Origin of the sequence: Phaeobacter sp. NW0010-22 (assembly GCF_040365955.1) — a bacterium.
Taxonomy (GTDB): Bacteria; Pseudomonadota; Alphaproteobacteria; order Rhodobacterales; family Rhodobacteraceae; genus OMPR01.
The window spans coordinates 22,253-34,342 of the sequence record NZ_BAABWT010000005.1; the positions used below are offsets into that span (position 1 = coordinate 22,253).

Genomic DNA, 12,090 nt, shown 5'->3' on the forward strand with positions numbered 1-12,090 from the left:
TATGATTGATTGAGTTACAAAAAGGCCGTGCCCAAGGGCACGGCTAGTCTGACAGGGAGGAAAAACGTCCCTACCCAGAAAACGAAAATGGGCAGGAACAGAAAGAACTATCGCAGCCAAAGGTTAACTTTGTATGGTTGGCATAGAACGATACAATTTGAGGCAATAACTCCATGAGTACAGAGGTTTTTCTTGGCGGCGGTGGTGAGTCATATGGCGAGCGCCAAGGCTTATCGTTGAAGTACGCAAACAGGCATGGCTTGATCGCAGGTGCGACGGGAACCGGCAAGACGGTGACCCTGCAAATCCTGGCCGAGGGGTTTTCGCAAGCGGGTGTTCCGGTGTTCATGGCTGATGTAAAGGGTGACCTGTCAGGCTTAGCCAAAAGCGGCAGTGCGGACCACAAATTGCATGGTGCTTTTCTAGAGCGGGCTCAGACCATAGGGTTCAGTGATTTTGCCTATGGGAGCATGCCTGTTACCTTTTGGGACCTGTTTGGCGAACAGGGTCATCCTGTGCGCACAACCGTCTCAGAAATGGGTCCGTTGCTGCTGTCGCGCTTGCTGGAACTGTCCGAAGCACAAGAAGGTATTTTGAATATCGCCTTCCGGTTGGCAGACGAAGAGGGTTTGCCACTGCTTGATCTGAAAGACTTGCAAGCATTGCTTGTCTGGATTGGTGAAAACCGGAGCAAACTTTCGCTGCGCTATGGCAACGTGTCGACAGCTTCGATCGGAGCAATTCAGCGCCGATTATTGGTCATAGAAAACCAAGGTGGAGCCAAACTGTTTGGGGAACCGGCCCTGGATCTGGCTGATCTTATCCGGGTTGATGAAAACGGACAGGGTATGGTGAACATACTTGCCTCAGACAAATTGATGGCAGCCCCCGGTCTCTATGCGACGTTCCTCCTTTGGTTGCTGAGTGAACTATTTGAGGAGCTGCCCGAAGTTGGTGACCCAGACAAACCCAAGCTTGTGTTCTTTTTCGACGAGGCCCATCTGCTGTTTGATGACGCTCCCAAGGTTTTGATCGACAAGGTTGAACAGGTAGCCCGTCTGATCCGCTCCAAAGGGGTAGGTGTCTATTTCATTACACAGAACCCAGCAGACGTGCCTGAGGACATTCTCGGCCAGCTTGGAAATCGGGTACAACATGCGTTGCGAGCGTTTACTGCAAAGGACCGTAAGAACCTGAAACTTGCGGCTGAAACCTATCGCGACAACCCACGGTTCAAGACAGAAGATGCCATTCGCGAAGTCGGCGTTGGTGAAGCGGTCACCTCGATGCTGCAGAAAAAGGGGGTACCGGGCATTGTGGAACGGACGTTGATCCGCCCTCCTAGCTCACAATTGGGACCGCTGACGGGGGCCGAACGAAAGGCGATTCTTGCGGCCTCAGATATGGCGGGAAAATACGACACCGCTAAAGATCGTAGATCAGCGTATGAAATTTTAGCCAAACGCGCCGAGGATGCAGCACAAGCTGCTGAAACAGCGGAAGCCGAAGAAGAGGACCAACCCGCGATGCAGCGGGAATATTCTGCGGCACGCCGCTATTCAGGAGCTCGTGTCAGTCGGTCGTCGTCCCGTTATCGCAGAAAGAAAGATACCTTTGCCTCGGCGATGAGCGAAGCCGTCATCAAAGAGCTGAAAGGCACGACAGGGCGGCGGATTGTGCGCGGTATTTTGGGTAGTTTCTTTAAAGGGCGCTGACCCTTTTCTCGGCCTGTCTGCCAGGAACGCCCCTAAAATGAAAACGCCGCGCTCTTTGCAGAGCGCGGCGTATTTTTCTATTTTTCAGGGATAAGCCCGCGTGGGCTAAACCTGAGAACCAAAAGCAATATGACCCCCATCGTAAGCAGCCGCATATGGGCCGCGCTATCGATGAGATGCTTTTTGAGATCACTGTCATCAGCCATGCCAGAAGTGATCAGTTCCATGAAGAACAACCCCATCGGTTCGACCTGCACCCAAAGGAACCAAATGAGCATGGCCCCCAGAACAGCACCGAAGTTGTTGCCAGATCCACCTACGATCACCATTACCCAAATCAAAAAGGTAAAACGCAATGGCTGATAAGTCCCTGGTGTGAGCTGACCGTCCAGAGTAGTCATCATTGCCCCTGCGACACCGCAGATGGCCGAACCAAGGACGAAAATCTGCAGATGGCGTTTTGTGACGTCTTTACCCATTGCTCTTGCTGCAACTTCGTTGTCACGAATGGCACGCATCATGCGCCCCCATGGGCTTTTCAGCGCCATTTGCGCCATCCAAAGCAGAACCAAAAGCACCACAGTGAACAGAACCGAATACCCCAGCTTTACATAGAGCGTAGATGCAGTCACCGGATCCAGACCCAATGAGGCGGCGGATTCAACAAAACCGGGATCGTTTTGCAGGTCGATCTCGTTTGGCAACGGACGCGGTAGACCGATCACGTTCTTAACGCCACGCGCCAACCAATCTTCGTTTTTCATCACGGCAATGATGATCTCTGCAATGCCGAGCGTTGCAATCGCAAGATAATCAGACCGGAGACCCAAAGCCGTTTTACCGATCAACCAGGCAGCTCCGGCAGCCAATAGACCACCAGCAGGCCACGCCAACAGAACAGGCAGGCCAAGACCTCCGATATTGCCTTGCGCGGCTGGGTTGATTTTCTCGATCCCCGAAACCGCGGGATCAAAAACCGCGCGGAACAGAAAGAACCCGCCGATCAAAATCGCCAGCATTATCAATGTCCGCGAGCGCCCAGGTTGCATCATTTTGTTGAGAACTGTGGCCGCGACGATTGTCATCGCGCCAAGGATCAGGGCCATGATCACGCCGACCCCGCCACTGGTCCACGCACCAGGGGTCGGAACTTCGGCAATCAGCACAACGGCCAAACCGCCAAGGGCAACAAACCCCATGATCCCGACGTTGAACAACCCGGCAAACCCCCATTGTAGGTTTACACCAATCGCCATAACGGCCGAAATCAACCCCATGTTCAGAATAAAGATCGCCGAGTTCCAGCTTTGGTAAAAGCCTGTAATCAAGATCAATGCGGCAACAAGCGCAAAGAGCGCGGTGTTTTTTATCATCTCGCTCATACCGATTTCCCTTTGAAGAGGCCCGTAGGCTTGAACAGAAGAACGATCAGCAGAATGACAAAGCTGACAGCGAACTTATAATCCGTACTCAGAAGTTGAACGAGACTGGACGGTTCAAGATTTTCCGGCAGCAAGTATTTCAGCACTTTTTTCCAGGCATAGGTCACGGTGACTTCGGAAAACGCGATGACAAACCCGCCTGCAATTGCGCCCAAGGGATTGCCAAGACCACCAACGATGGCTGAGGCAAAGATAGGTAGCAAAAGCTGGAAATAGATAAAGGGTTTGAAGGTTTTATCGAGGCCGTACAAAACCCCGGCAACAGTGGCAAGTGTCGCCACAATCAGCCACGTATACATGACAACACGTTCCGGGTTGATACCAGACAACAGCGCAAGATCTTCGTTGTCCGAATAAGCGCGCATCGATTTGCCAGTACGCGTTTTGTTGAGAAACCAGAACAGCAGAGCCACACAAATAATGGCAACAACAACGGTCAAACACTGCGTGGTTTTGATCGCCAGGCCTTCGCGCAAACCCGTCAATTGCTTGAACTCACGGGCAGAGATCAAAAACCGCTCACCATCCGCGAATTTTTGATCGCCGGGCCCGATGATAAAACGCACGAGACCGTTCATGATGAACATGACGCCCATCGAAACGATCACAAGGATCACCGGCTTGGCCTTTTGTTCACGATAGAATTTGTAAACGACTCGGTCCGTAAACAGAACCAAAGCCATACAGCCAAGAATACCAAAGGGCAGGGCGAGCAAGGCAGTTGGTAGCGGCCCAAGGTTGATACCGACGCTCTGCATCCACCACGTAATCAGAACCGTAATCATCGCGCCAAATGCCATGGTGTCACCATGGGCAAAGTTCGAAAACCGCAGGATTCCATAAATCAACGTCACACCCAAAGCACCCAGAGCAAGCTGGCTGCCGTAAGCAATGGCGGGGATCAGAACAAAATTGGAAAGTGCCACAAGGGCATTGAGGAAATCGACCATTTAGCCCCCCAGGAATGATTTGCGCACTTCGGGATCTGCGAGCAATTCCTTGCCAGTTCCCGTATATGCGTTGGCGCCTTGAACCAGGACATAGCCTTTGTCCGCGATTTCAAGGGCTTGTTTGGCGTTTTGTTCGACCATCAGGATCGGCAAACCGGTTCGGCTGACTTCGATAATACGATCAAACAGTTCGTCCATGACAATTGGCGACACGCCAGCAGTGGGTTCATCCAGCATCAAAACCTTGGGCTGGGTCATCAACGCACGACCTACGGCCACCTGCTGACGCTGACCACCTGACAATTCACCCGCGGCTTGATACCGTTTGTCTTTCAGGATCGGAAAGAGATGGTAAACCTGCTCCAACGTGTCCGAAAAATCGTCTGTACGAATGAACGCACCCATTTCCAAATTCTCTTCGACGGTCATCGATGTAAAGATATTGTTGGTTTGGGGCACAAAGCCCATGCCTTTGACCACGCGCGTCTGTGGGCTGAGTTTGGTGATGTCTTCACCATCCAACCGGACAGAACCTGAACGAACATCAAGCATTCCAAAAACGGCCTTCATCGCGGTGGATTTCCCAGCGCCGTTCGGACCAACAATAACGGCAATCTCGCCGGGATTCACAGCGATGGTACAATCGTGAAGAATGTCCGGGCCCTTACCGTAGCCACCGGTCATCGTGTCCCCGATCAGAAACGGTTCTGACATCGGATCGCTCCTTGTTTGTGTTGGCCAAAAACATCATGCAAACAGGGGCAGATCCCCTGGAAAACAGAAGTCACAACGCTCATGCTTGCTCCAGTTTTTCTTTGTTTTTCAGCCCAGTGCCCAAATAAGCCTCGATGACCTGTTCGTTGGCTTTGATTTCAGCAAGCGAGCCTTCGGCAAGAACCTTGCCTTCGGCCATGCAGATGACGGGGCCACAAATCTTGCCGATGAAATCCATATCGTGTTCGATCACGACAAAGGTATACCCGCGCTCTTTGTTCAGCCGCATGATTGTGTCGCCGATGGTCATCAACAGGGTGCGGTTCACCCCGGCACCAACCTCATCCAAGAATACAATCTTGGCATCAACCATCATGGTACGGCCAAGTTCGAGCAATTTCTTCTGTCCACCAGAAACCTGCCCGGCCTTGTGATCCGCCAGATGTTCAATTGTCAGAAATTCAAGAACCTCATCGGCCTTGGCTTTCAACGCGCGTTCTTCGTCAGCAATGCGTTTGCGTCCGAACCATGTATTCCACAATGCTTCACCGGATTGAGCACCCGGAACCATCATCAGATTCTCGCGACACGTCATTGAGCTGAATTCATGCGCGATCTGGAAAGTACGCAGCAGCCCTTTGTGAAAAAGAGTGTGCGGAGGCAATCCAGTGATGTCCTCACCGGCCATCGTGACCTTGCCGCTGGTGGGTGGTAAAACGCCAGCTATCACGTTGAAAAGTGTTGTTTTTCCGGCGCCATTTGGGCCGATAAGCCCCGTAATGGTACCTTCAGCGATCTCCAGCGATGCTCCGTCCACCGCATGAAATCCGCCAAAGTGCTTATGCACGTCTTCGACGACGATCATGATTTCCCCCGGCCGCGATCAGGCGCGGTCCCTTTGTTTTATTGGCCTCATCCATTTGAGGTGCGACCTTTTGGTATAGAAACAGCCCGGGCACAAGTCCCGGGCTGCCTCTTAGAATGGTCAATTCCACATTAGCGGAATTGGACAGTGGTGATCTTACCGTCTTTGATTTCGTACTGACGGTAGTTGCCAGCAGACTCACCGCCACCAATCAGCTCAACCGCGGTTGCACCGACATAGTCGATTTCGCCGCCGTCTTTGAGGATCTGCAGGGCTTTGGCCAGCTCACCCGGATAGATTTTTTCACCCGGTGCGTTGGCAACGTCCATGACTTTGCCTTTGTAATCGGCAGGGTCTTTGGAGTTTGCAGCCTGCATCGCCAGCATGATCAGAGCAGCAGCGTCGTAGGATTCAGACACGAAAGAAGATGTGCCGTCGAAACCATTTGCTTCGCCCATCGCTTTGATGGTGTCTGCGCCGGGGCTGTCAGTGCCAGGCAACTGACCTGTTGATCCGTCGATTTCGTCACCAAAATCGCTTTCCAGCTTGGCGCCGTACATGCCGTCTGGGAAGTGGAATGTATCAAACGCGCCAGAATCCAGAGCCGCACGCATTACGCCTGAACCGCCTTGGTCGACGTAACCAGCAATCACCAGCTTTTCGCCGCCAGCGGCTGCCAATGCACCAACTTCAGCCGAATAGTCTGCTTTGCCGTCTTCGTGAGCTGCGGTGATGGTGATTGTGCCACCTGCGGCTTCGAATGCCTGCTGGAAGCTATCTGCCAAACCTTTGCCGTAGTCGTTGTTGGTGTATGTCAGAGCGACTTCTTTAACGCCCTGTTCCATCAGGATCTCGGTCATCACAACACCCTGACGGGCATCCGATGGGGCAGTGCGGAAGAACAGGCCATTGTCTTCGGCTGTCGACAGAGCAGGCGAAGTTGCAGAAGGCGAAATCATCAGCATGCCGTTTGGCAGCGCCACGTTGGACAGGATCGCACCGGTTACACCCGAGCAGTCACCGCCAACCAGACCGTTGATACCGTCAGATGTGATCAGACGCTCGGCTGCAGACGTCGCCGCACCAGAATCGATACAGGTCGAGTCCGCGCGAATTGGGGTCACAGTCGCAGCATCCAAAAGCAGACCACTGTCGGTAACTTCTTTCATCGCCATTTCGGCAGCTGCAGCCATTGGTGGTGTCAGCGATTCAATCGGACCGGTAAAGCCGAAGATGATGCCGAGTTTAACTTCTTTGGCGTGACCGCCGGCCATTGCAGTGGTGGCCATCAGAGCTGAGGCAGCGGTGGCCATAAGCAGCTTTTTCATGAGGTACTCCCTTATTGGAACGTTTTCGTTCGATCATGAGCCTAGGCAAGCTGCCAATAAAAGAAAAGTCCTAACAGTAACGTGTTCTGAATCCTGAAAAACGGAGCCTTGAAGCTTAATCTGGCCAAATCGTTCGTTATTATCTCCGGAATGGACGGTGATTCTGAGGAATGGTCATGCGTGTGATTCTGCTGATTCTGTTTGCTTCGATCTGGAAGCCGGGTGTTTTATTGTCGGAAACGACTGGGCACATCGATGCAGGCGTTGGGCAGGTAACGGTCACCAAGATGCTAGGTGGTCTAGATACGCCTTGGGCCATCGGCATTCTGCCCGGAGGCGGATACCTTGTTACGGAACGCGACGGTCACTTACTGTTTGTAAGAGATGGAAAGGCAAGCCGAGTGTCCGGTGTTCCAAAGGTTTCTGCCAAGGGCCAGGGGGGGCTGCTTGACGTTATGGTCCCGCGCGATTTTGGTAGCACCCGAGAGATTTTCCTGACTTTCGCAAAACGCCAAAAAGGCGGAGCAGGTACAGCTCTGGCCGTTGGGCGTCTCAGTGCTGATGGCAAGCGACTAAACGATGTGCGGGTTTTGTTTGAAATGACGGGGCCCAACAGCGGTGGGCGTCATTTCGGTAGCCGGGTGGTCGAGGCGCACGACGGCTCGCTTTTTGTGACAATTGGTGAGCGCGGAGATCGGAACTCGGCGCAGGATGTATCCAATCACAATGGCACAGTCGTCAGAATCAAGCGAAACGGAACGGTGCCCCGCGATAATCCCTTTGTCGGAAATCCGGGGCGACAGCCCGAAATTTGGTCCTTTGGACACCGAAACCCACAGGGCGCCGCTTTGGATCGAAAGGGGCGTCTATGGATTGTTGAGCACGGCGCACAGGGCGGGGATGAGGTCAATTTGATCCGAAAAGGCGCGAACTTTGGCTGGCCCGTGATTGCCTACGGGGTTCATTATTCAGGTAAGAAGATCGGAGAAGGCACAACCAAACTCGGCATGGAGCAACCAAAATTCTATTGGGATCCGTCGATCGCACCATCAGGATTGATGATCTACTCTGGTAAGTTGTGGCCGCGCTGGAAAGGAGATCTGTTCGTTGGTTCACTCAAATTCGACTACATCAGCCGTCTTGATGGTGGAAGCCTTCGAGAAGTCGAAAAGCTGAGCAGCAAACAGGCAGAGCGTGTCCGTGACATAGTCGAAGCGCCGGATGGCACGATCTGGTTTCTTTCGGTCGGGCAGGGTGCCGTTTACCGAATGTCCCCGAACCGCTAGAGTCCTGATCTTGGATGTATTGAGGGGAATTCAATGTCACGTATTTTGGTTTTTCTAGCCTGCACCCTGTTTCCTGGGGTCCTTCACGCTGAAATACCCCTGTTCAAGACCCATCAGGACTATGTGGATTTTGTAGATAGCAAAGTTATGTCGCGTGATTTTATTCCTCTGATCAAACAGCTGGGGGGTGACGACGAATACACCGATGCGCAGCTGAGATCGACCAACGCGCAATTGTTGAATGTCATGCCGTTTGATTTCACCGGAACGGAACTGATCAAAAACGTTAGGTTGAGCGCCTCATTTACGCAGGAAATGAGGGTGTTTTGGAACGCGAAAAGCAGTTACGTCTACTTTTATTCGCTTCTACATCATCGCGAAGAAGGAGTCGTGGTGTTGAAGTTTAACCTCAACACCAACTCTGACAAAATTTTCGAAAAATTTTGATTTCAGTTAAACCGACAGCCGGGCTGCTTGCGCACCTCGTTCGCGGTATGGTGTGGTGTTGTAGTGTGAGCGATAGCACTTCGAAAAGTGTGAAGGGCTGGCAAATCCACACGCAAGCGCGACGTTAATTACGCTCATATCGGTTTGCATCAAAAGATTCCGCGCCTTTTGTAGGCGAAGCTCCATATAGTACCGCTTAGGAGACCGGTTCAAATAGCGGCGGAACAGGCGTTCCAACTGACGCGTGGACATACCAACATCTTTGGCCAGAATCGATGGGCTGATCGGCTCTTCGATGTTCTTTTCCATCATCTGAATAACTTGGCTCAGCTTGGGGTGCCGCACGCCAATCCGGGTTGGAACTGACAAACGTTGCGTATCCTGATCTGTCCGGATCGACGAATAGATCAATTGATCGGCGACGGCATTGGCAAGCTCTTCGCCGTGATCGTTGGCAACCAGTTTGAGCATCAGATCGATTGAAGATGTACCACCTGCAGTGGTCATCCGATTGCCATCAATTAAAAAGACGGATTTGGTCAGCTCTACTTCATCGAATTCTTCGATAAAGCTGTCGGCGTTTTCCCAGTGAATCGTCGCTTTCTTACCATCCAGCAACCCGGCACGCGCCAGCACATAGGCACCGGTACACAGACCGCCGATGAGAATGCCCTTACGCGATTCACGGCGAATCCAACCCATGAGCCGCTTACTGGTGGCCTGTTGGACGTTGATGCCACTGCAAAGCAATACGACATCATCGCGAAGCAGATCATCAAGGTCGGCATCCAGTTTGAAAGTGGTGCCAGCGGAACACGTTACGGAATCGCCGCCTTCACCGACAAGCCTCCATTCATACAGCTCGCGATTGGCCATCCGATTGGCGATTCTCAGACATTCGATTGCTGAGGCGAATGACAACATAGAAAAACTGTCCAAAAGGACAAATATAAAGCGGCGGGGCTTTTTGCTTTCGGTGTCCACAGTGACAACTTGACGTTGCTCTTGCATGGCGCGGGTCCTTTTTTACGCTACGTCAGGGGTGGGTGTGTTCGCTGACGTGAAGAGTAGCATGATCAGAGCATTATTACGACGTCAAGAGCTGCAAAACGCATATGGCCTCTGGTTTCGGGATTTTGTATAGAGTGCCTCTGACATCCTTCAGCGGAGAAGAGAGCAATGAGTGAGTGGCAAAAATCGAACTGGCGCGCGAAACCGCGGGTTCAGATGCCCGACTATACCGATCAGGCAGCCTTAACTGCGGTTGAGGGCCAGCTTTCTAATTACCCGCCGCTGGTGTTTGCAGGCGAGGCTCGTCGCTTAAAGCAGCATCTTGCTGCTGCCGGACGTGGCGAAGCCTTTCTGCTGCAGGGCGGGGATTGTGCCGAAAGCTTTGAACAATTTAGCGCAGACGCGATTCGCGATACCTTTAAGGTTATGCTGCAAATGGCGATGGTATTGACGTATGGCGCTAAGGTGCCTGTCGTCAAAGTCGGCCGTATGGCTGGTCAATTTGCCAAGCCACGCAGCGCCCCAACCGAGGTGATCGATGGGTTGGAACTGCCCAGCTATCGTGGTGATATCATCAACGAGCTGGCCTTTACTCCCGAAGCGCGCCTTCCTGATCCCAACAAAATGTTGCAGGCCTATACACAAGCGGCTGCTACATTGAACTTGCTGCGCGCGTTTTCGACAGGTGGCTATGCGGATGTAAACCAAGTGCACCAATGGACACTTGGCTTTACTGAAAGCGAAAAGGCCGAAGCCTACCGCGAAGTTGCCAACCGGATCACCGACACGTTGGACTTTATGCGTGCCGCAGGTGTGACACAGGAAACTGCGCATACGCTGCAATCGGTAGAGTTCTACACCAGTCATGAAAGCCTGCTGCTTGAGTACGAAGAGGCGTTGACCCGTCTTGATTCCACAAGCGGCAATTGGCTTGCTGGTTCAGGTCACATGATCTGGATCGGAGACCGGACGCGTCAACCTGATGGCGCCCATGTGGAATTCTGTCGTGGTGTTTTGAACCCGATCGGCTTGAAAACCGGACCTTCGACCACTGCCGAAGACCTGAAAGTTCTCATGGCCAAGCTGAACCCAACGAACGAAGAAGGTCGCTTGACCCTGATCGCGCGTTTCGGGGCCGGTAATGTTGGTGAACATTTGCCGCGCTTGATCAAGGCCGTTCAGGAAGAGGGGGCAAACGTCACATGGGTTTGCGATCCGATGCACGGCAACACGATCAAATCGTCGACAGGGTATAAAACACGTCCGTTCGATTCTGTATTGCGTGAAGTGCGCGAATTCTTCGGTGTGCATTCGGCCGAAGGCACAATTCCTGGCGGTGTTCATTTTGAGATGACCGGTCAGGATGTGACGGAATGCACGGGCGGTGTCCGCGCTGTCACCGAAGACTCGCTAAGCGATCGTTACCATACCGCCTGTGATCCGCGTTTGAATGCAAATCAGTCGCTGGAGCTCGCGTTCCTTGTAGCCGAGGAGCTGTCGCAACTGCGTCAAGATCGGATCAAACGCCAAGCCGGTTGATCACAGCACAAAAGACAAATGAACGAGGCCCAGAGAACTCCGCTCTGGGCCTTTTCTTTTGTGAAATTTTCAGTTCGTGAAGCGCGCGTATTACGGGTCGTTGCTGGCAACCAGATTGAGGTGCGAACAGGCTGTGTGTTCCGGAGTTCTCACCGAGTTCTGCTCAGCGATGGCTTGGCTTTGGTTAGGTCGCTTTTGACCGCCCGGTTCGCCCGACAGGGCCCGCAGTTCCGACCCGAGGATATCAAATCGGATCGCCCCTTTGTCGGGGGTGCCATCTGCCACTAACACACCCAATACACGGCTCACGTCGCCGAAATCGCTTTTGAGAGGCAGCAGAAGCATACGGGCTTCAAGTGTTGCCCGACCAAACTTTTTTTCCCGAGACAAGCGCAACTCTGCGACTGCCGGGGTATCAAAGATATGTTCAAGCGTTGCTGAAATTTCAGCACGGGACTGGGTGGTAAAGAAGGCGGTCAGCGGCATACCCCGAACTTCCATGCTGGCTATGTCATTCAGGTGATTACCAGCCAAACGAAAGCGTGCGATGCCCGGTGCAATGCGTTCCAGAATGAACGAATACTCGAGTATGTTTTCAAGGCCGCGCGGATCAATGTCAGACCGAAATGGAACGCCGCCTGCAGATTTCTCTGCACGCAATGCCGTCCAATAAGCCTCGGCCTGACGAATAGGAGAAAGGCTGGGACCCGCGCGAAAACCGTCCATCGAGACAACATTACCTGAATGAGCCTTGGAACGGTTGTTAAAAAAGGTCCTCATGTCACACACCCTT

At 52.8% G+C, this 12,090-nt stretch carries 11 protein-coding genes; 4 read left to right on the forward strand and 7 right to left on the reverse strand.

The window, feature by feature from the left end; translation table 11 throughout:
• Positions 1-173 precede the first annotated feature (173 nt).
• Complete coding sequence (locus ABWV33_RS11910) at positions 174-1,715, forward strand: helicase HerA-like domain-containing protein (protein WP_353330970.1); 1,542 nt, start codon at positions 174-176, stop codon at positions 1,713-1,715.
• A 77-nt stretch (positions 1,716-1,792) separates the two neighbouring features.
• Here the strand turns inward: ABWV33_RS11910 and ABWV33_RS11915 are convergent, their stop codons facing one another.
• From ABWV33_RS11915 to ABWV33_RS11935, 5 genes are all read right to left on the reverse strand, one after another.
• Positions 1,793-3,097, reverse strand: a complete 1,305-nt coding sequence (locus ABWV33_RS11915) for a branched-chain amino acid ABC transporter permease (protein WP_353330972.1) — start codon at positions 3,095-3,097, stop codon at positions 1,793-1,795.
• The gene (locus ABWV33_RS11920) at positions 3,094-4,107 is read right to left on the reverse strand and encodes a branched-chain amino acid ABC transporter permease (RefSeq protein WP_113824201.1); all 1,014 of its coding nucleotides are present in this window, start codon (positions 4,105-4,107) and stop codon (positions 3,094-3,096) included. Before ABWV33_RS11920 ends, ABWV33_RS11915 begins: the two co-directional genes overlap by 4 nt.
• Complete coding sequence (locus ABWV33_RS11925) at positions 4,108-4,821, reverse strand: ABC transporter ATP-binding protein (RefSeq protein ID WP_353330974.1); 714 nt, start codon at positions 4,819-4,821, stop codon at positions 4,108-4,110.
• Between the two features lie 79 nt (positions 4,822-4,900).
• Entirely contained in the window at positions 4,901-5,686 is a 786-nt protein-coding gene (locus tag ABWV33_RS11930) for an ABC transporter ATP-binding protein (RefSeq protein WP_113824203.1), read from the reverse strand.
• Positions 5,687-5,817: 131 nt separating this feature from the next.
• Positions 5,818-7,014, reverse strand: a complete 1,197-nt coding sequence (locus tag ABWV33_RS11935) for an ABC transporter substrate-binding protein (RefSeq protein WP_121999608.1) — start codon at positions 7,012-7,014, stop codon at positions 5,818-5,820.
• Positions 7,015-7,184: 170 nt separating this feature from the next.
• Between ABWV33_RS11935 and ABWV33_RS11940 the strand changes: the two genes are divergently transcribed.
• Complete coding sequence (locus ABWV33_RS11940; protein ID WP_353330977.1) at positions 7,185-8,300, forward strand: PQQ-dependent sugar dehydrogenase; 1,116 nt, start codon at positions 7,185-7,187, stop codon at positions 8,298-8,300.
• Between the two features lie 33 nt (positions 8,301-8,333).
• Positions 8,334-8,747 (forward strand): hypothetical protein, encoded by a 414-nt coding sequence (locus ABWV33_RS11945; protein WP_353330979.1) that lies wholly within the window; start codon positions 8,334-8,336, stop codon positions 8,745-8,747.
• Positions 8,748-8,753: 6 nt separating this feature from the next.
• On the opposite strand, the gene ABWV33_RS11950 is transcribed toward ABWV33_RS11945, so the two are convergent.
• Positions 8,754-9,758 (reverse strand): GlxA family transcriptional regulator, encoded by a 1,005-nt coding sequence (locus ABWV33_RS11950; RefSeq protein WP_113824207.1) that lies wholly within the window; start codon positions 9,756-9,758, stop codon positions 8,754-8,756.
• A gap of 168 nt (positions 9,759-9,926) precedes the next feature.
• On the opposite strand from ABWV33_RS11950, the gene ABWV33_RS11955 reads away from it, so the two are divergent.
• Positions 9,927-11,297: a class II 3-deoxy-7-phosphoheptulonate synthase gene (locus ABWV33_RS11955; RefSeq protein WP_113824208.1), complete on the forward strand. Its 1,371-nt coding sequence runs from the start codon at positions 9,927-9,929 to the stop codon at positions 11,295-11,297.
• Between the two features lie 90 nt (positions 11,298-11,387).
• On the opposite strand, the gene ABWV33_RS11960 is transcribed toward ABWV33_RS11955, so the two are convergent.
• A complete protein-coding gene (locus tag ABWV33_RS11960; protein WP_353330981.1) occupies positions 11,388-12,077 on the reverse strand; it encodes a PAS domain-containing protein in 690 nt (229 codons plus the stop codon).
• Between the last annotated feature and the right edge of the window lie 13 nt (positions 12,078-12,090).

Bases quoted from the DNA above. Each gene is read 5' to 3' on its own strand.
- ABWV33_RS11960 (WP_353330981.1), bottom strand. From the start codon at position 12,077: ATGAGGACCTTTTTTAACAACCGTTCCAAGGCTCATTCAGGTAATGTT.
- ABWV33_RS11940 (WP_353330977.1), top strand. From the start codon at position 7,185: ATGGTCATGCGTGTGATTCTGCTGATTCTGTTTGCTTCGATCTGGAAG.
- ABWV33_RS11950 (WP_113824207.1), bottom strand. From the start codon at position 9,758: ATGCAAGAGCAACGTCAAGTTGTCACTGTGGACACCGAAAGCAAAAAG.
- ABWV33_RS11910 (WP_353330970.1), top strand. From the start codon at position 174: ATGAGTACAGAGGTTTTTCTTGGCGGCGGTGGTGAGTCATATGGCGAG.
- ABWV33_RS11930 (WP_113824203.1), bottom strand. From the start codon at position 5,686: ATGATCGTCGTCGAAGACGTGCATAAGCACTTTGGCGGATTTCATGCG.
- ABWV33_RS11920 (WP_113824201.1), bottom strand. From the start codon at position 4,107: ATGGTCGATTTCCTCAATGCCCTTGTGGCACTTTCCAATTTTGTTCTG.
- ABWV33_RS11915 (WP_353330972.1), bottom strand. From the start codon at position 3,097: ATGAGCGAGATGATAAAAAACACCGCGCTCTTTGCGCTTGTTGCCGCA.
- ABWV33_RS11955 (WP_113824208.1), top strand. From the start codon at position 9,927: ATGAGTGAGTGGCAAAAATCGAACTGGCGCGCGAAACCGCGGGTTCAG.
- ABWV33_RS11925 (WP_353330974.1), bottom strand. From the start codon at position 4,821: ATGTCAGAACCGTTTCTGATCGGGGACACGATGACCGGTGGCTACGGT.
- ABWV33_RS11935 (WP_121999608.1), bottom strand. From the start codon at position 7,014: ATGAAAAAGCTGCTTATGGCCACCGCTGCCTCAGCTCTGATGGCCACC.
- ABWV33_RS11945 (WP_353330979.1), top strand. From the start codon at position 8,334: ATGTCACGTATTTTGGTTTTTCTAGCCTGCACCCTGTTTCCTGGGGTC.